This is a genomic window from Arthrobacter sp. NamB2 (genome assembly GCF_005281365.1).
Taxonomy (GTDB): domain Bacteria; phylum Actinomycetota; class Actinomycetes; order Actinomycetales; family Micrococcaceae; genus Arthrobacter_D.
Genome location: NZ_SZWI01000002.1, coordinates 387,805 through 404,061 on the forward strand (window position 1 = coordinate 387,805; position 16,257 = coordinate 404,061).

A 16,257-nucleotide genomic window follows, 5' to 3' on the forward strand; every position below is an offset into this window, starting at 1 on the left:
GAACATATGTTCACCGGTGTATGACTTCCAGCATACATTCCTCGAGCGGAATGTACAGCGTCGGGTGAGGAGCAGGAATGAACAGCAGCCGTTTGCCGGCAGCAGAGTTCGAGGTCGAGGAGGTTCTGCGCGCCGCGCACGCAGCGGAGGAGGGCAGCCGCACGGAGCCTGACCTCGACATGCTGCAGGTCCTGGCCGCCGACGGAACCATGGCGAGCCGGCTGGCCGCGGAGATCGCCGGGACCACGGTCGATCTCGGGCCCTACCTTGTACAGGACGCAGACCACCTGCGCTCGCTGTACCACGACATGTTCCTCATCCGTCGCTTCGACCAGGAGTCGACGGCGCTGCAACGCCAGGGCCAGCTTGCGCTCTGGGTGCCCCTCACGGGTCAGGAGGCGGCACAGATCGGCTCCGGACGGGCCCTGCAGCCCCAGGATTATGCCTTCCCGACCTACCGGGAACACGGCGTAGCGCTGACCCGCGGTGTCGAACTGTCGCAGATCCTCCGCCTGTTCAGGGGCGTCACCAACGGAGGGTGGGATCCGCGGGAGCGGAACTTCCACCTCTACACGCTGGTCCTCGCGGCGCAGTCCCTCCACGCCGTCGGCTACGCGATGGGCCTGCAGAGGGACCAGCTGGCCGACCCGTCCCTGCCGCCGGCGGCGTCCATCGCCTATTTCGGCGATGGAGCGAGCTCCGAGGGTGACATCCACGAGTCGATGGTGTTCGCGGCGTCGTTCAACGCCCCTGTCGTGTTCTTCTGCCAGAACAACCAGTGGGCCATCTCCGTCCCCTCGAGTGTCCAGACCAGGGTGCCCCTGGCCCAGCGGGCGGAGGGCTACGGCTTCCCCGGCGTGCGGGTCGATGGGAACGACGTCGTCGCCGTCGAGGCCGTGACGCGCTGGGCGCTGGAGCACGCCCGATCGGGCAGGGGGCCCGTCCTGATCGAGGCCTACACCTACCGCATGAGCGCCCACACCACCGCGGACGATCCGACGAAGTACCGGTTGTCCCGCGACGAGCAGGAGTGGCAGCCGCGGGATCCCCTGGTGCGTCTGGAGACCCACCTCCGGTCAGCAGGCATGGCCGACGACGCCTTCTTCGAAGAACTCGCCGCCGAAGCCCGCGCCATGGCATCCGAGCTGCGCGAGGCAGTGCTGTCGATGACCGCCCCGGAGCTCGCCGAGCGCTTCGCCACCGTGTACGCGGAGCCGCACCCGCTCGTGCAGGAGGAATTGCGCTTCTTCGAGCAGTACGAGGCCGGTTTCGCCGAAGAAGGGAAGCACGCCTGATGGCGACGATGACTATTGCGCGGGCGATCAACGAGGGACTGCGCGCATCCCTGACGAACGATCCGAAGACCCTGCTGATGGGCGAGGACATCGGTGAGCTCGGGGGCGTGTACCGCGTGACCGACGGTTTGAAGCGCGACTTCGGGGCCGTGCGGGTGGTCGACTCCCCGCTCGCGGAGTCGGGCATCATCGGAACCGCCATCGGATTGGCGCTCCGCGGATACCGTCCCATCTGCGAGATACAGTTCGACGGTTTCGTCTTCCCCGGTTTCAACCAGATCACCACGCAGCTCGCGAAGCTCCGCACGCGGAGCGACGGCATGCTGAGCGCTCCGGTCGTCATCCGTATCCCGTACGGCGGCGGTATCGGTAGCGTCGAGCACCACTCGGAGTCACCGGAGGCGCTCTTCGCGCACACGGCCGGCCTCAGGATCATCACACCCTCGAATGCCCAGGACGCCTACTGGATGATCCAGCAGGCGGTGACGTGCGAGGACCCGGTGATCGTGTTCGAGCCCAAGCGCCGCTACTGGCTCAAGGGCGAGGTGGATACGTCCGCTCCCGCGGGTGACCCCTTCTCCGCCCAGATCCTGCGTCGGGGAACGGACGCGACCATCGTTGCCTACGGGCCGCTGGTACCCGTCGCCCTGGCAGCTGCGACCGCAGCGGAGGAGGACGGCCGCAGCGTCGAGGTCATCGACCTTCGCTCCATCTCGCCGATCGATTTCGACACCGTCACCGAGTCCGTGACCCGTACCGGCCGGCTGGTCGTCGCGCACGAGGCTCCGACATTCGGTGGCATCGGCGGTGAGATCGCTGCCCGGATCTCCGAGCGTGCGTTCCTGTCGCTCGAAGCTCCCGTCATGCGCGTGGGCGGATTCCACATGCCGTACCCGGTGGCGCGGGTGGAGGAGCAGTACCTGCCGGACATCGACCGCATCCTCGAGGCACTCGACCGTGCCTTCGCATACTGAAGGACCATGATGACGCTCAATACGTTCAATCTGCCGGATGTCGGTGAGGGCCTCACGGAGGCCGAGATCGTGCAGTGGAGGGTCGCACCCGGGGCAACGGTCTCGGTCAACGACATCATCTGCGAGATCGAGACCGCCAAGTCCCTCGTCGAGCTGTCCTCGCCCTACGCCGGAACCGTGTCCGAGCTGCTCGTGGCCGAGGGAGAGACCATCGAGGTCGGCACGCCGATCATCTCCGTGGAGGATGCGCTCGCGAGCGCTGCTGGAAGCGGGGACGACGGCGCGGGTGCTGGGGCGAATCCTGACGGCGGAAGCCCCCGTTCCTCCACGCCGGCGCGAGGCGCCAGCAGTCCGGCGGTCGAACCTGACCCTTCGAATGGAAGTGACGACGCGCCGGTGCCGGTTCCCGAGATGCCCGGGGAACTCGCCGGGCCCCGGGGCGAGGACGCCGTCGGTGCTGCCGCGCCCGGCGCGGCCGCTCCCGAAGGCACACCCGGTCCGCTCGTCGGCACGGGACCGAAGGCTGACGCCGTCAAGCGCCGCCCGCGGAGGGCTGTCCCAGGTCCGGACGCTCGCGCGGGTGGGTCCCCGAGCACGAACGGTGTGCATCCGGGCGCGACCGTCACCGGCGCCCCGGACCATGCAGGTTCCCTGACCGCAGCGTCCCGCCAGCGGGCGGGGCACGCGCCAGCGCCTGCACAGGCGCACGCACCCGCGGAGGCCCCGGAAGGTCCGGCCCGGACCAGCCCGCTGAACCAGCTGATCAACCGCGTCCTGGCGAAGCCTCCGGTGCGCAAGGCAGCGCGCGACCTCGGCATCAACCTCGCCGACGTTCCGGCAACCGGGTCCGCCGGTGAGGTCACCAAGCAGGACCTCATGAGCTACCAGTCCCAGCGCGACGCCGAGCAGGACGGCGCTGATTCCTTCTGGGCCGATCGCAAGCTCCTCGGTGGAGACCGCATCGAGCGGATCCCCGTGAAGGGCGTCCGCAAGGCCACGGCGAAAGCCATGGTGCAGAGCGCCTTCACGGCGCCGCACGTGAGCATCTTCGTGGACGTCGACGCGTCCCGCACCATGGAGTTCGTCAAGCGGCTCAAGGCTTCCCGCGATTTCGAGGGCGTCAAGGTATCGCCGCTGCTCATCCTGGCGAAGGCGGTCATCTGGGCGGCGGCACGCAATCCCTCCGTCAACGCTACCTGGACCGACGACGAGATCCTCGTGAAGCACTTCATGAACCTCGGTATCGCAGCGGCCACTCCACGCGGCCTCATGGTGCCGAACATCAAGGACGCGCAGAACCTCTCGCTGAAGGAACTGGCGCTGGCGCTGAACGACCTCGCGACCACGGCGCGGGCGGGCAAGACCCAGCCGGCACAGATGCAGGGCGGCACGCTGACCATCACCAACATCGGCGCCCTCGGCATCGACACCGGCACTCCGATCATCAACCCGGGAGAGGTCGCGATCGTGGCGTTCGGCACCATCAAGCAGAAGCCCTGGGTGCTCGACGGCGAGGTCATTCCCCGCTGGATCACCACGCTGGGCGGATCCTTCGACCACCGGGTCGTGGACGGCGACCTGAGCGCGCGGTTTATGGCCGACGTCGCGTCCATCCTCGAGGAGCCCGCCCTGCTGCTCGACTAGGCTGAGGGCATGGATCGCCAGCCACCCGGCGGGAGGGCCGAGCACAGACCGCGTCCGCGCTATCCCCTGGGCAGGCTCCTGCTCGTGGTGGTGATCGGCTTCATCGCGTCGAGCGTCCTGCAGCTCGCTTTCCCCGGGCTGGGCACGATTGCGCGCCTGTCCCTCCTGGTGATCGTGGCCGCACTCATCTCGATAGCGGTGACGATGCACCAGCAGAAGCGGCCACCGCGCTGACGATCAGGGTGCGGGTGGGTCCGGGCTACTGCTTGCCGTACTTTCGGTGGACTGCCTGCTTCGTCACACCGAGGCACTGGGCAATGGCCTCCCACGAGAGCCCTGCCTGGCGGGCGCTGCGAACGAGGGCCGCCTCCGTGCGTCCGACCTCCCGATGGAGCTCGGCGACCAGCTGCAATGATTCCGCGGGCCCCTTACCGTCCATGGATCCTACGAGTGTCTTCAATCGTCCCACCTCCATTCGTCAACTGTAGTTGACGAGCAGAGGTGGGACAAGAGCTGGACGCCGGTCCTCGGGCTACGCCCGGTTCTCCTCGATCGCCGTGCGCAGGATCGGTGCGAGACGCTGCACTCCCTCGACGATATCCTCGGGTGCTACCGCGCTGAAGGCCAGGCGCAGCTTGTTCGACGGATCATCGGACGGCGTGAAGGCGGCGCCGGGGATGAACACGACGCCGGCGTCGATCGCCTTGTACAGCAGGGGGTAGGTGTCGATGCCCTCGGGCAGCGTGACCCACACGAAGAACCCGCCGTCCGGGGTGGTCCAGTGCACCCCGTCGGGGAGCTCCTCCGCGAGGGCGCCGAGCATCGCGTTGCAGCGCTCCCGGTAGAGGCTGCGCATGGCGTGCAGGTGTCCGCGCCAGTCGTACTCCGTCAGGTACGCGGTCACGAGCATCTGCGTGAGCGGCGACGGGCACAGCACAACGGCCTCGCATGCGAGGTAGAACCGACGGTAGAGGTGTTTGGGCACCAGCGCCCAGCCGAGCCGCACGCCCGGGGCGAAGATCTTCGAGAAGGAGCCGAGGTAGATCACGTCGTCCGGGTTGTCCGCCCTCATGGGCTTGAGTGGTTCACCGTCGAAGCGCAGCATGCCGTACGGGTTGTCCTCGAGGACGAGGATGGTGTGGTCACGGCAGATGTCGACGACGCGCTGGCGGCGGTCGGCGGTGAGCGTGATGCCGCTCGGGTTGTTGAAGCTGGGGATCGTGTAGAGCAGCTTGATGGAGCGGCCCTGGGCCTCGAGCTCGCCGATGATCCGCTCGAGTTCCTCAGGGATCAGTCCGTCGTCGTCCATCGGGACGGTGACGACGTCAACCTCATAGGCCTCGAAGGTGTTCAGGGCCCCGACGTAGGTCGGGTCCTCACACAGGATCACGTCGCCCGGATTGCAGAACACCTTGGCTGCGACGTCCTGGGCCGATTGCGAGCCCGTGGTGATGACGATGTCGTCGGGGCTGGCGCCCTCGATGCCCTCGGCCGCCATGACGTCGCAGACGAGGCGGCGGAGCTCCTCCATGCCCTGGCCGCCACCGTACTGCAGGGCTTCGAGGCCATGCTCGGCAATGATCTTCTGCGCAGTGCGCCCGAGGTCCTCGAGCGGGAGGGACTTCAGATAGGGGCTGCCGCCGGCCAGGGAGACCAGCCCGGGACGGATCGAGATGTCGAAGACGTCGCGGACGGCGGATTGCTTGATGTTGGCTGCGCGCAGCGAGAACAGCGCGTCGTGTCGGTTGGCGGAATCGACTGCTCGTTCGAGGGCGGCTTCGGTCTCGGCGGGCAGGAAATCGGCGGAGGCTTCGCTGGAGGACGTCACGCCCAGAGTCTAGGCGGGGGTTGACCAACAGGCAACAGGTGTTGCCCTTCGGTGCTTCCCGAGGGAGCGCGGTCGGTACGCCTAGACCCAGCCGGCCTCCCGGGCCTTCAGCGCCGCCTGGAAGCGGCTGTCAGCACGCAGCGTCTCCAACATCCAGGCGATGTGGCGGCGACAGGTCCTCACGTTGATATCGAGGCGCCGGGCGATCGACTCGTCGGACAGCCCGTTGGCCAGGCCCTGGATGATCGATCGTTGCAGGCTGCTCAGGGGGGATTCGACCCGATCGGGTGCGAGGAACGACTCGCTGATCTCCCAGGCGATGTCGAAGAGGTGCGTGAAGATGTTGATCAGGCTGTGGTCGCGGATCACGAGGGCGGCCTTGTCGTCGCGCGTCAGCTGGCGCCCGACCAGTGCGAGCTTCTCGTCGAAGATGAGCATGCGCAGCGGAATGAAGGGCAGCACCCCGAACTCTCCGCCGCCTGCCGCAATCGCTTCCACTGCCTTGCGCGTCGGGACGTGGTCGCGCGTGCTCGTGTCGTAGAGCGTCCGCCGCCGCACGCCGTTCTCCAGCAGCTGGAGGTCCTTCCGGACGCTCTCCTCGTGGACGTCCGCCGTGGAGCCCTGCCCGGGCTGCGCTATGTAGACCCTCTCCGTCACGTCCCGCCCGTAATCGATCAGCACACGGTGGATGAGGTGGGGGTCCTCGAGTGTCTCCACGGAGGTGCTGGCGAGGACGCTCTTGCGCGCTTCGAGGAACGTGGGAAGGAGGCTGGACAGTTCGCGCCGCTGGCTGCTGATCCGCGCCTTGAGGTCCTGAACGGCGCGCTCGTCCGCGTCCACCAGGTCGGCGAGGGCGACGTCGGGCGAAACGGCGATCAGGCCGTCCTGACTGCCGGCCTGGGGGCTCAGCAGGCGGCGGTCGGACAACGCGCCGATGGCCTCGTCGATGCGCCGCAGGGTCAGACCGAGTGCGTCCGAGGCCTCCGCGCGGGTCCAGCCCGGGTGCCCGACCGCGTACCGGTAGACCTCGAGCGACACCGCATCCAGCATGAGCAGTCCTTGTCCCGTCCGCTGGTTCAGCTGCGGATCGCTTGCACGACGATGAAAAACATGACATGTCCAGTTAATGACAGAACCGCAGGGCATGCAATCCGTCGACGACGGAAGCACCGGATCTCCCCGAAACAGGCCCGATTCCGGGCCACGACGGGGCTATTCTCCCGCGCAGGCCGTACGACGGCGTCCTTTTGACGCCATGTCCGCAAACGGCCAGCCCTACTGCTGGACACTACCTGCTGGTGCCCGACATTCTGGTGAAGCCGGTTCAGCGGGAACCTCGAAAGGGCTTTCCCGGACACGGGCGCTGCGGATCAGCAGTGCGGAACAGCTCGACCTCCCGGACGCCGGGCAAGGAAAGGATCGCCATGAAGAAAGTATTCGGCGCAACTGCAGGCCTGCTGATCGTGGTGGGAGCTGTTCTGCCGGCAGGACAGTCCGTCGGCGCAGCAAGCTGGGACTGGCCCAAGGGTCAGCCGACAGCGAGCAGCTGGGACTGGCCGAAGTAAACAGGAGACCACCGGCCGAGAGCCCCGGTGGTCCCGCCCAGAGCCCGCCCCAGCGGGGGTAACCACAAACCCTGAAGGAGAGAGCCATGAGTCAACTGACAGCCGTCCGAACCGCCTCACGGGCGGTCGTCAGCACTCGCTGGTGGCACCTCTCCTTCTCCACGGGTGGCTTCGATGTAGCGGACGGCATCATTGAAGAGCTGGTTACCCCGCTGGTGGCGCAGGCACAGGCACTCGGCGCGAAGCGATGGTACTTCACACGGTGCGCGGACGCGTCGACGGGAGTGGTGAGTCAGGTCAGGCTCAGCATTCACGCCCATCCGCGGGTGCTCGAGAGACTGCGCTCGTTCCAGCGGGCCCTGCAGGTGCGCAGCACGCAGACCCTGCCCCTCCTGGCAATCCGCCAGCAATTCACCGCACCCGCGAACAACACGTACTACTCCGGCGGCCAGGAGATGGCCGATCCCCAGCTCGAAGCGAACCTCGTGAAGTACGGCGGGGTGGAGGGCCTGCACCTCGCGGAGGAAGTCTTCGAACTCAGCTCCGAGCTGGCCATCTGGGCCAATCAGCGATTCCCGCGCATGCAGAGCCGCTCGGCGCTCGGGGCGCTCGTCCTGTTTGACGCCGCGCAGAGCATGATGCGCGGTCCCCGCTCCGCCGGATGGCCCGATCGGCGCCGGCTCTCCTGGGACTATTACTGGGAGAGCCACCTGCGCACCTGCACCGCAGACGTCGGTCCCCGTGCATCCGCAGTCCGTGAGGCGATGGCCGTACAGGTAGCGTCCAAATCGACCGGGTTCCACGCCCTCATGGCTGCAACGGCCTCGGAATCGGCGGTACAGAACTGGCGACGTCGCTGGTTCCGCGCACTCGACACCTACCTGTATCGGGCGGACAAGGTACGCGTCAGCCGCAGCGCACAGCACCTCACCGTCTACCAAGCCCACATGACGCTCAATCGCCTCGGGTTCGTGGCTCGTGAGGAGGCGGCGCTGGGACTGTATGCACGGAGCTGGCGCCCGCAGGCAGTCCTCGTCAGCGGAACCCGGAACCCTCGGTAGGCCCGCGACCCGTAAGTGCACCCCAAGCAAAGGACCGCACCATGAACGCCAGGAACACCATCGTGCTAGCCGTCGATGATGCCGACCTCTCCAGGGCGCTCGGCTGCTCGTCCGAGGCCGTCGAGTCCATGCAGAACGACGGCGTGCTCGAGTCGCAGGGCCAGTTGTGGGAGATCGGCCCGGCGCGCGACTACCTGCGGGACGCCGCCTGGGCCGACAGCCTCTGGCACTGATCACCCTCTGGCACTGATCGGACTGACGGGGTGACGGAGGGCGCGACGACCCCCGTGCCTCTCGCGTCGTCTCCCGGACGGGATCTCTCGCCTCTCCCGGACGGGATCGGGGTGCTCGAACGGTCGGCTTGTACACTGTGGGGCAATCGCTGGCAGTCCGGCCACGTGGTCGTGAGGTGGTGCGCGGTGCGGAAGCCAGGGCAGGCAACTCCCGGTGTCGAGAGGTCGCGGCTTTGATCGTCCGCGACAGGACGCCCGCCACTCCCGCCAGGCCGGTGAGGACCGTGCTGATCGGGTTCGGCCACGGGGGCCGAGTCTTCCACGCCCCGCTGCTCCACCACGATCCGCGCTTCGACCTCGCCTCCGTCGTGACCGGCAGCCTCGAGCGCCAGGACGCGGCGCGCGCCGCGTACCCGGATGCCGTCGTCGTCCCGGGACTCGATGAAGCACTGCAGGCCGTCCCCGATGTGGAGCTGGCCGTGATCGCCACTCCCAACGCGACGCACGCAGACCTGGCGAGCGCCGCACTCAGCAGGGGACTGCACGTGGTCGACAAGCCCCTGGTCGTGCGCTCCGGCGAGGGCGAGCGCCGGATGAGGGAGGCGCGCGCCGCTCAGCGGCTCCTCGTCCCGTTCCACAACAGGCGGTGGGACGGCGACTTCCTCGCCGTGCGCTCCATGATCGGCTCGGGGCAGCTGGGCCGGGTCCGAGTGTTCGAGTCCGCGATGGATTCGTGGAAACCGACCATCACGAAGCAGTGGAAGCGGGAGGCGGGGCCGGGCGATGGCGGGGGAGTCCTCTACGATCTCGGTCCGCACCTCATCGACCAGGCCCTTGCCCTGTTCGGTCCAGCCACTGCCGTGTTCGCGGAACTACGCCGCGACCGCCGCGGTGCCGTCGCGGATGACAACGTGTTCCTGGTGCTCCAGCATGCGGCGGGAGTGACCAGTCACCTCCACGCCGGGACCCTCGTTCCGCAGGCCCGGCCCCGGTTCCGGGTCACCGGCGACGCCGCCGGCCTGACGATCGACGGGACGGACCCCCAGGAAGCGCTGCTGGCAGCGGGAGTGGCGCCCTCCGAGATCCCAGCGACGGCGAACTCGCGCTCGGAGCGGGAGGGCCCGCGTGGGCTGCTGGGGCGCGACGGCGACACGGAGCCGATTCTCATCGGACCCGGCGCGTACACGTCCTTCTACGCCGGCCTCGCCTCGGCGATCGACAGTACAGGGCCGGTCCCGGTTCCGGCGGAGGACGCCCTCGCCGCCGTGCGCATCATCGAGCAGGTGCACGCGTCCTTTCCGGTCCTGCCGCCGACGTAGGCCGGCCGCGTTCAGTCGACGAGCGCGGACCAGTCCTCCGCGAGCTCCAGCCCGTGTGCCTCGGAGACCGAGTGGTGGGCGACCGCGCCCGCGGCAACGTTGAGCCCGTGGGCGAGGGCGGCATCGGCCTCGAAAGCGCCGCGGACGCCCCTGTCGGCGAGGGCGAGGGCATAGCGGAGCGTCACGTTGGTCAGCGCGTAGGTCGACGTGTTCGGGACAGCGCCCGGCATGTTTCCCACGCAGTAGAACAGCGAGCCGTGCACGGTGAAGGTGGGGTCCTCATGGGTGGTCACGTGTGAATCCTCGAAGCAGCCGCCCTGGTCGACGGCGATGTCGACGAGGACGCTCCCGGGCTTCATCCGCGCCACGAGGGCATTGGTGACGAGCTTCGGTGCCCGTGCTCCCGGAATGAGGACGGACCCGATGACCAGATCGGCCTCGAGGACGGATTTCTCGATCTCCAGCGCGTTGGACGCGACGGTCTTGATGCGTCCGGCATACAGGGCATCGAGCTCGCGAAGCCGCGCGATGTTGATGTCGAGGATGGTGACCTCCGCGCCTGTCCCGACGGCCATCGCCGTCGCGTTGGTGCCCGCGACACCGGCTCCGAGGACCACCACCTTGGCCGGACGGACGCCGGCGACGCCGCCGAGCAGCAGCCCGGGCCCGCCCGCCGGGGCTGTCATCACCTGGGCGCCGACCTGGACCGAGAGTCTGCCGGCCACCTCGGACATCGGCGCGAGCAGGGGCAGGGCGCGCCCGTCCTGCACGGTCTCATAGGCGATCGCGATGACGCCGGCGTCGAGCAGCGCCCGGGTCAGTTCGGGTTCCGCCGCGAGGTGCAGATAGGTGAAGAGGATCAAACCGCTGCGGAAGCGGTGGTACTCGGCAGCGATGGGTTCCTTCACCTTCAACACCATGTCGGCGCGGGCCCAGACGTCGTCGGCCGCGTCGACGAGTTCCGCGCCGGCTGCCTCGTATTCGGCATCGGTGATGCTCGAACCCACGCCCGCGCCTCGCTCGACGAGCACGGCGTGTCCATGCGCCCGGAATTCGTGGACACCGGAGGCCGTGATGGCGACGCGGTACTCGTTGTTCTTCACTTCTTTGGGGACGCCGATGATCATTGGGTTCTCCAGGGTGCGATCGGGCGGACGGGGATAGCTCCAGAATAGGGACGGCCTTCGGGCACGGGGAGGATTTTCTGCGCGGCCGTCGAGGGGGCGGCATCTCCTTCGGGACCGCCCGCCTGCCCGACCCCTGATGTTTCAGCGGTTGACGAGGGGTGTGAGCTGCGCCACTAGCAGGCGTCGTCACATGCCGCTATCGACAAGTGTCGAGTTCAGCAGCGTCAAGTGTCGGCCTGAAGGGATCGGCCCATCTACTGTTGGGGTGTGCAGAACCAGGTCATCGAAGACGTCGTCGAGTCGATCGCGCAGGCGGTCGGTCGCGGCCTCTCGCTGGAGGACCCCGACGGCGTACTCCTCGCCTACAGCAGCCACCAGACATCTGCAGACCGTGTCCGGGTGAACTTCCTGCTCAGCAAGAAGGTGCCCCCGGACGTCAACGAGTGGCAGTTGCGCCACGGGATCGCCCAGGCCGTCCGCGCCGTCGCCGTGCCGGCGAACGAGGAACTGGGCATGCTGGGCCGGATCTGCGTGCCGCTGCTCGTGCGCGGCTTCCGCGTGGGCTACCTGTGGGTGCAGCAGCGCTCGGGGGAGGACCCGGCGGCCGGCATCCTCGCCTCCCTGGCAGCGGTCCGCCCGTCGATCGATCGCCTTGCCGAACTCCTCCTCGAGACGGACTCGGCGTCGTCCGAGCGCCGGACGCAGCGGGAAGCCGCGTTCCTTGCGGCCTGCCGGGGAGCAGCGCCCGCCGTGGAGGAGCTGCGAGGCTGGCGTGATTTCGGAGCACACGGACCATGGCGGGTCGCCGTCGTGCATGAGGTGTCGGATGGGGGCGGGCAGGCACGGCCGGACGCGACGAGTGACGCCGAGGATCCACACGAGGCAGCCCTCCTGCACCGGACCGTCGCGCTCCAGGCGACCGTCGGCGTCGTGCCGGTCCTGTTCAGCGCGGGCGCCTCGGCCTTCTCCGTCCTGCTGTGCGCTCCGGGGATCGGGCGCAGCGCGCTGCAGGAGGTGCTCGACCGGTACGGCGCCCAGATCGCCAAGCGCGCGGGTCGTGCGGCAGGCCGTCTCGTCGTCGGGCTGAGCGAACCCGCGCCCGATGTCCGCGATCTGGCGACGGCCTTCGTGCAGGCGCAGCATGCAGTGCAGGCCGCCGTCGTCGACCCGGGTCTGGGCGAGGTCACCGCATATGCGGGGATCGGGGTCTACCAGTTCCTCGGCGCCCTGGGCTGGCAGGCGCCGAGGCATGGCAGCGTGCACTTCGGCGAGTTGAGCGAAGCGGAGCGCGTCGATGAGCTCCTGCCCGTCCTCGAACTGCTCTACGACAAGAACGGTTCCGTCCAGGACGTAGCCGCGCAACTCCACCTCCACCGCAGCAGCGTGTACAACCGGCTTGCCCGGGTCCGGTCGATCATCGGAGTCGATCCTCTCGCCGGATCGGTGCGGCTGGAGCTCCACCTGGCCCTCAAGGCCAACCGCTGGCGACGACGTCCGCGCTTCGAGCAGACGTAGCCCGATGCCTGGCAGGCAGGCCGCCCTGCAGCCTAGGAGGGGTCGGGCAGGGGGCTGGGTGCAGGTGCTGGTTCGGCGGAGGAGGACTGGCGGCGGAGCTGGCTGCGGAGCCAGTCCTCGACGTCGGCTCTGCGGATACGTCGATGCGAGCCGCGGTACTCGACAGGGAGGATGCCCGCGTCGGTGAGCTTGCGCAGGTAGCTGTGCGAGATGCCCGCCAGTTCTGCCGCCTGCGACGTGGTGAGCAACTCGGCGACAGAGGTCACCTGTACGGCATCACCGTCGGACAGGCGGGCGAGGAGGTCGACGACGGCGGCCCGCGCCTCGGACGGCAGGCGGTGGGCGGTGCCGTCCACGAAGACCGTCACATCGGCGCTGCCCGAGAGTGCGCGCCGCAGGGGCCCTGCCTGCTCGGGAGGAAGTGCTGCGGTGGATTTCGGGGGTCTGGCCGTCATGGGCCCATTCTGTCAGCCCCGGTGTGCACTCGTGCCGGGCCTGGCTTCCACGACCGCCGTCCTTCCGCGAGCCCTGGCCGAGGTCTATATTTGAGGTATAAGTACCCTTACTACCTGCGTCCGACGTCGGCTGCAGGACGGAAACGGTGATTCTCATGACAACAATCGATCACGGGAGAAGCCTGCGCACGAGCAGCTTCCCCATCTCGCTGGCGGAAGCGGGCGAAGCACCCTTTTGCCCCCAGTGCCGTACCGACGAATACCTGATCTTCGAGGAGTTCGTTCCAGCGCGGCAGGCGGAACACTCGACCGACCTCATGCCCGCCAGCGCCAGTTACACCTGCTCCGAGTGCGGCACGTTCAACGCGCACGCGGTCCCGGCGTCGTGGCGTCCGCCGCAGTGGTTCTGGTACAGCTGACTAGCTGACGGACGGCGCGGAGCCGCCGGTCCGCCCGCCCCGGCGGTTCCCGTCCCCATCCACCCCGGCAATCCCACTATGGACGTCCCTACCAGGTTCGAGTTCGTCGTCGCGGAGGCTCGGTACGCCCAGCGGTGACGCATCCGCTCTCGGCGGTTCCCCACCCCGGTCCGCCGGGGTGATCCGGTAGGCCGTGCCGCCGTCCACCCTGCGGTACTCGAGGAGACTGAGGAGCGAGGCCACGCAGAGCGCGAGGCCCGACATCTCGAGGGTCTCCTCGATCAGGGTCAGGACGAAGAACGACGGCGCGGCACCCTCGTTGATCAGGGTCACTCCGGCCAGCGACTCGGCACCGACCGACCCTCCGACGAAGACCAGCCCCGACGCCACGAGTCCGAGCGTGACAGCACGCGGCAGCGACAGCACGAGCCGGACCAGGAAGGCGCAGAGAACAGCCGCGATCAGGACGCCCGGCAGCACCCATGTGAAGCCGACCGTCACGGGTAGGAAGCGCGCTAGCTCGTTGCCGAGGACGTCGAGGCGTTCGTGCAACTCGAGCGTCTCGTCCAGCGACAGGAAGAACGCGAGGAAGGAAAAGAAGCCCCAGGAGAAGCGGAAGCGGACGGCGTGGCGGCAGTAGTACGCGGCGAGCAGGCCGATCACGATCCACAGCCCCGCGCTGAACCACGTGGGAACGTTGATCTCGCGCCCTACATCAAAGAAGTAGAACCAGAAGTGGATGTCCGCGTACGTCTCGGGCGTGGACACTGCGATGGCGCGCCACAGAAAGTAGCTCGCACCACTGAGCACGGCCACCGGAACCATCAGGACGAGGAGACATCGCACCAGTCCGATTTGTTGCCACGTCCGGACCGCGGCCACCGTTGTCTCTTCGTCCGTCCTGTCGCGCATTCTTCCAGCCCTTCTCCTCGCAGCCCCGGTGCTGCCTGAGTAGCGTAGCTGTTCCAAGGAGGCAGCACCGGGTAGTCCGCCCTCGCTTGACCTTGACGTTGCGTCAACTTCTACTGTGGTTCCCATCGGCGCACAATGCGTTGCAGGGAGGAGCCAGGTGGACTACCCGATCACAGCCGTTGCACGACTTGCGGGCACCACGAGCCGGACGCTGCGGCACTACGCCGACGTCGGCGTACTGGAGCCGTCCCGGATCGGGAGCAATGGCTACCGCTACTACGACTCGGCAGCCCTGGTGCGGCTCCAGCGCATCCTGTTGTTGAGGTCGCTCGGCCTGCCGCTGCCGGCTATCAGGGCAGTGCTCGACACCGAGGGCACCGAAGGCACCCAAGGCACCGATGCTTCGGCGCCGGCCCTGCGGGCCCACCTCGAGCACCTCCGCGGCGAGCAGCAGCGGCTCGACCGTCAGATCACAGCGGTCCTCACCACGGTGGAGGCCCTCGAACGAGGAGAGGAACCGGTGCCCGAGCACATGTTCGACGGGTTCGACCACACGCGGTACAGGGAGGAGGTCCAGGAGCGCTGGGGGCACGAGGCCTACGCGCACGGCGACTCCTGGTGGCGTGGCAGGTCCGACGCCGATAAGGAATCGTTCGGGAAGGAGCTCGCCGGGCTGAACGCCGATTGGGCCGCTGCCGCCTCGCGGGGCGTCGAGCCGACGAGCGCCGAAGCCCAGGATCTGGCCCAACGGCACATGACCTGGCTCTCGAGCGTACCCGGCGTGCCCCGCACGAAGAGTGGTTCCCTGCCCACCGGATACATCCGCGGGCTGGGCGTCATGTACGTGACCGACCCCCGCTTCGCTTCCAACTACGGCGGCCGGGGCGGGGCGGAACTCGTCCGGGATGCCCTGGCCGAGTGGTTGTCGCGATCGTCCTGACGTCCAGGGTCACTCCCGTGTGCAGCGGTCCGGGTGGTGCTCCTATGCTGGATCGAGCACCCTCCGGGCTCTGTCCCTGCTGGGTGGTCATGGAACCGTGCCGGGAGGTCGAGCAGTGACGACGGACAGCAGCGCCGACCCACAGGGACTGGCGAGCCGGGCCGCCGATGCCGCCGAACGCGTGTCCGATACACGCGCGCTCGACGTCGTGGCACGCCTGGGCTTCGCGGCGCTCGCCGTGGTGCACATTCTGATCGGGATCATCGCGCTCCGCCTCGCTTTCGGCGGCAATGGGGAGGCCGAACCGACCGGCGCGCTCGAGGAGGTCGCAGAGGGGCGTCTCGGGGCGCCGATCATGTGGGTCTGCGCGGCGGGATGCGCGGGTCTCGCGCTGTGGCAATTCAGCGAGGCGACGCTGCGCGCTCGCCACCTCACCACCGGACAGCGCATCGGCAAGCACATCTCGTCCGGATCGCTCGCGATCATCTACGGATCCATGGCTGGCACGTTCGCGCGTTTCGCGCTCGGTGACGGTCCTGACTCCTCGGAATCGACGGTGGACTTCACCCGGACGCTGCTGGCATCGGGGTTCGGCGTGCTCCTCGTGTTCCTGACCGCCGCCATCATCCTCGGGATCGGCCTGCACTTCGTCATCAAGGGGGTGCGGCGCGCCTTCCGGCCAGAACTCCAGGCGTTCGAGGACACAGCCCACGGGCGCGTCATCGAGGTCCTCGGCGTCGTGGGGCACGTGGCGAAAGGCGTCGCGCTGCTCCTTGTCGGCGGGTTGTTCGTCGTGGCGGGCCTGGACCACGACCCGCAGGAATCGACAGGACTCGACGGCAGCCTGAAGGCCCTCCAGTACCACCCCGCCGGTGTCCACGTGCTCACAGCGATCGCCGTGGGCCTGATCTGCTACGGGATCTTCGCCATCATCCGATCCGTCTTCGGCCGGATGTAAGTACTCGTCCCG

18 protein-coding genes are annotated in these 16,257 nt (G+C 68.2%); 12 read left to right on the forward strand and 6 right to left on the reverse strand.

What is annotated here, in order from left to right:
- The first annotated feature begins 77 nt into the window (after positions 1 to 77).
- The 4 genes from pdhA to FDK12_RS05530 are packed head-to-tail and all read left to right on the forward strand — an operon-like array spanning position 78 to position 4,147.
- Positions 78 to 1,295 (forward strand): pyruvate dehydrogenase (acetyl-transferring) E1 component subunit alpha, encoded by a 1,218-nt coding sequence (pdhA, locus tag FDK12_RS05515; RefSeq protein ID WP_189636266.1) that lies wholly within the window; start codon positions 78 to 80, stop codon positions 1,293 to 1,295.
- A complete protein-coding gene (locus FDK12_RS05520) occupies positions 1,295 to 2,269 on the forward strand; it encodes an alpha-ketoacid dehydrogenase subunit beta (RefSeq protein ID WP_137368608.1) in 975 nt (324 codons plus the stop codon). Before pdhA ends, FDK12_RS05520 begins: the two co-directional genes overlap by 1 nt.
- A 9-nt stretch (positions 2,270 to 2,278) precedes the next feature.
- Positions 2,279 to 3,913 (forward strand): dihydrolipoamide acetyltransferase family protein, encoded by a 1,635-nt coding sequence (locus FDK12_RS05525; protein ID WP_137368812.1) that lies wholly within the window; start codon positions 2,279 to 2,281, stop codon positions 3,911 to 3,913.
- A gap of 9 nt (positions 3,914 to 3,922) precedes the next feature.
- Positions 3,923 to 4,147 (forward strand): hypothetical protein, encoded by a 225-nt coding sequence (locus FDK12_RS05530; protein WP_137368609.1) that lies wholly within the window; start codon positions 3,923 to 3,925, stop codon positions 4,145 to 4,147.
- A 25-nt stretch (positions 4,148 to 4,172) separates the two neighbouring features.
- On the opposite strand, the gene FDK12_RS05535 is transcribed toward FDK12_RS05530, so the two are convergent.
- From FDK12_RS05535 to FDK12_RS05545, 3 genes are all read right to left on the reverse strand, one after another.
- Positions 4,173 to 4,388 carry an AsnC family protein gene (locus tag FDK12_RS05535; RefSeq protein ID WP_137368610.1) on the reverse strand — a complete coding sequence of 72 codons (216 nt, stop codon included), beginning with the start codon at positions 4,386 to 4,388 and terminating at the stop codon, positions 4,173 to 4,175.
- Positions 4,389 to 4,445: 57 nt separating this feature from the next.
- Complete coding sequence (locus tag FDK12_RS05540; RefSeq protein ID WP_137368611.1) at positions 4,446 to 5,741, reverse strand: PLP-dependent aminotransferase family protein; 1,296 nt, start codon at positions 5,739 to 5,741, stop codon at positions 4,446 to 4,448.
- Between the two features lie 81 nt (positions 5,742 to 5,822).
- On the reverse strand, positions 5,823 to 6,791 hold the full coding sequence (locus tag FDK12_RS05545) for a helix-turn-helix transcriptional regulator (protein ID WP_137368612.1): 969 nt from the start codon (positions 6,789 to 6,791) through the stop codon (positions 5,823 to 5,825).
- 374 nt (positions 6,792 to 7,165) lie between these two features.
- On the opposite strand from FDK12_RS05545, the gene FDK12_RS15025 reads away from it, so the two are divergent.
- The 4 genes from FDK12_RS15025 (at position 7,166) to FDK12_RS05560 (ending at position 9,919) form a co-directional block, all read left to right on the forward strand.
- Positions 7,166 to 7,306 carry a hypothetical protein gene (locus FDK12_RS15025; protein WP_181036303.1) on the forward strand — a complete coding sequence of 47 codons (141 nt, stop codon included), beginning with the start codon at positions 7,166 to 7,168 and terminating at the stop codon, positions 7,304 to 7,306.
- A gap of 86 nt (positions 7,307 to 7,392) precedes the next feature.
- A complete protein-coding gene (locus tag FDK12_RS05550; protein WP_137368613.1) occupies positions 7,393 to 8,367 on the forward strand; it encodes a lantibiotic dehydratase C-terminal domain-containing protein in 975 nt (324 codons plus the stop codon).
- A gap of 41 nt (positions 8,368 to 8,408) precedes the next feature.
- The gene (locus FDK12_RS05555; RefSeq protein WP_137368614.1) at positions 8,409 to 8,600 is read left to right on the forward strand and encodes a hypothetical protein; all 192 of its coding nucleotides are present in this window, start codon (positions 8,409 to 8,411) and stop codon (positions 8,598 to 8,600) included.
- 233 nt (positions 8,601 to 8,833) lie between these two features.
- Positions 8,834 to 9,919 (forward strand): Gfo/Idh/MocA family oxidoreductase, encoded by a 1,086-nt coding sequence (locus FDK12_RS05560; RefSeq protein ID WP_189636267.1) that lies wholly within the window; start codon positions 8,834 to 8,836, stop codon positions 9,917 to 9,919.
- A gap of 11 nt (positions 9,920 to 9,930) precedes the next feature.
- On the opposite strand, the gene ald is transcribed toward FDK12_RS05560, so the two are convergent.
- The gene (gene ald / locus FDK12_RS05565) at positions 9,931 to 11,046 is read right to left on the reverse strand and encodes an alanine dehydrogenase (protein ID WP_137368616.1); all 1,116 of its coding nucleotides are present in this window, start codon (positions 11,044 to 11,046) and stop codon (positions 9,931 to 9,933) included.
- A gap of 267 nt (positions 11,047 to 11,313) precedes the next feature.
- Here ald and FDK12_RS05570 point away from each other — a divergent pair, with 267 nt between their 5' ends.
- The gene (locus FDK12_RS05570; RefSeq protein WP_137368617.1) at positions 11,314 to 12,561 is read left to right on the forward strand and encodes a PucR family transcriptional regulator; all 1,248 of its coding nucleotides are present in this window, start codon (positions 11,314 to 11,316) and stop codon (positions 12,559 to 12,561) included.
- A gap of 32 nt (positions 12,562 to 12,593) precedes the next feature.
- Here FDK12_RS05570 and FDK12_RS05575 read toward each other — a convergent pair whose 3' ends face one another.
- Positions 12,594 to 13,016: a helix-turn-helix domain-containing protein gene (locus FDK12_RS05575; protein WP_137368618.1), complete on the reverse strand. Its 423-nt coding sequence runs from the start codon at positions 13,014 to 13,016 to the stop codon at positions 12,594 to 12,596.
- 155 nt (positions 13,017 to 13,171) lie between these two features.
- Here FDK12_RS05575 and FDK12_RS05580 point away from each other — a divergent pair, with 155 nt between their 5' ends.
- Positions 13,172 to 13,435, forward strand: a complete 264-nt coding sequence (locus FDK12_RS05580) for a hypothetical protein (RefSeq protein ID WP_137368619.1) — start codon at positions 13,172 to 13,174, stop codon at positions 13,433 to 13,435.
- On the opposite strand, the gene FDK12_RS05585 is transcribed toward FDK12_RS05580, so the two are convergent.
- Positions 13,436 to 14,347 carry a hypothetical protein gene (locus tag FDK12_RS05585; protein WP_137368620.1) on the reverse strand — a complete coding sequence of 304 codons (912 nt, stop codon included), beginning with the start codon at positions 14,345 to 14,347 and terminating at the stop codon, positions 13,436 to 13,438.
- 157 nt (positions 14,348 to 14,504) lie between these two features.
- Between FDK12_RS05585 and FDK12_RS05590 the strand changes: the two genes are divergently transcribed.
- On the forward strand, positions 14,505 to 15,287 hold the full coding sequence (locus tag FDK12_RS05590; protein WP_137368621.1) for a MerR family transcriptional regulator: 783 nt from the start codon (positions 14,505 to 14,507) through the stop codon (positions 15,285 to 15,287).
- A 115-nt stretch (positions 15,288 to 15,402) separates the two neighbouring features.
- Complete coding sequence (locus FDK12_RS05595; RefSeq protein ID WP_223263109.1) at positions 15,403 to 16,245, forward strand: DUF1206 domain-containing protein; 843 nt, start codon at positions 15,403 to 15,405, stop codon at positions 16,243 to 16,245.
- The last annotated feature ends 12 nt before the right edge of the window (positions 16,246 to 16,257 follow it).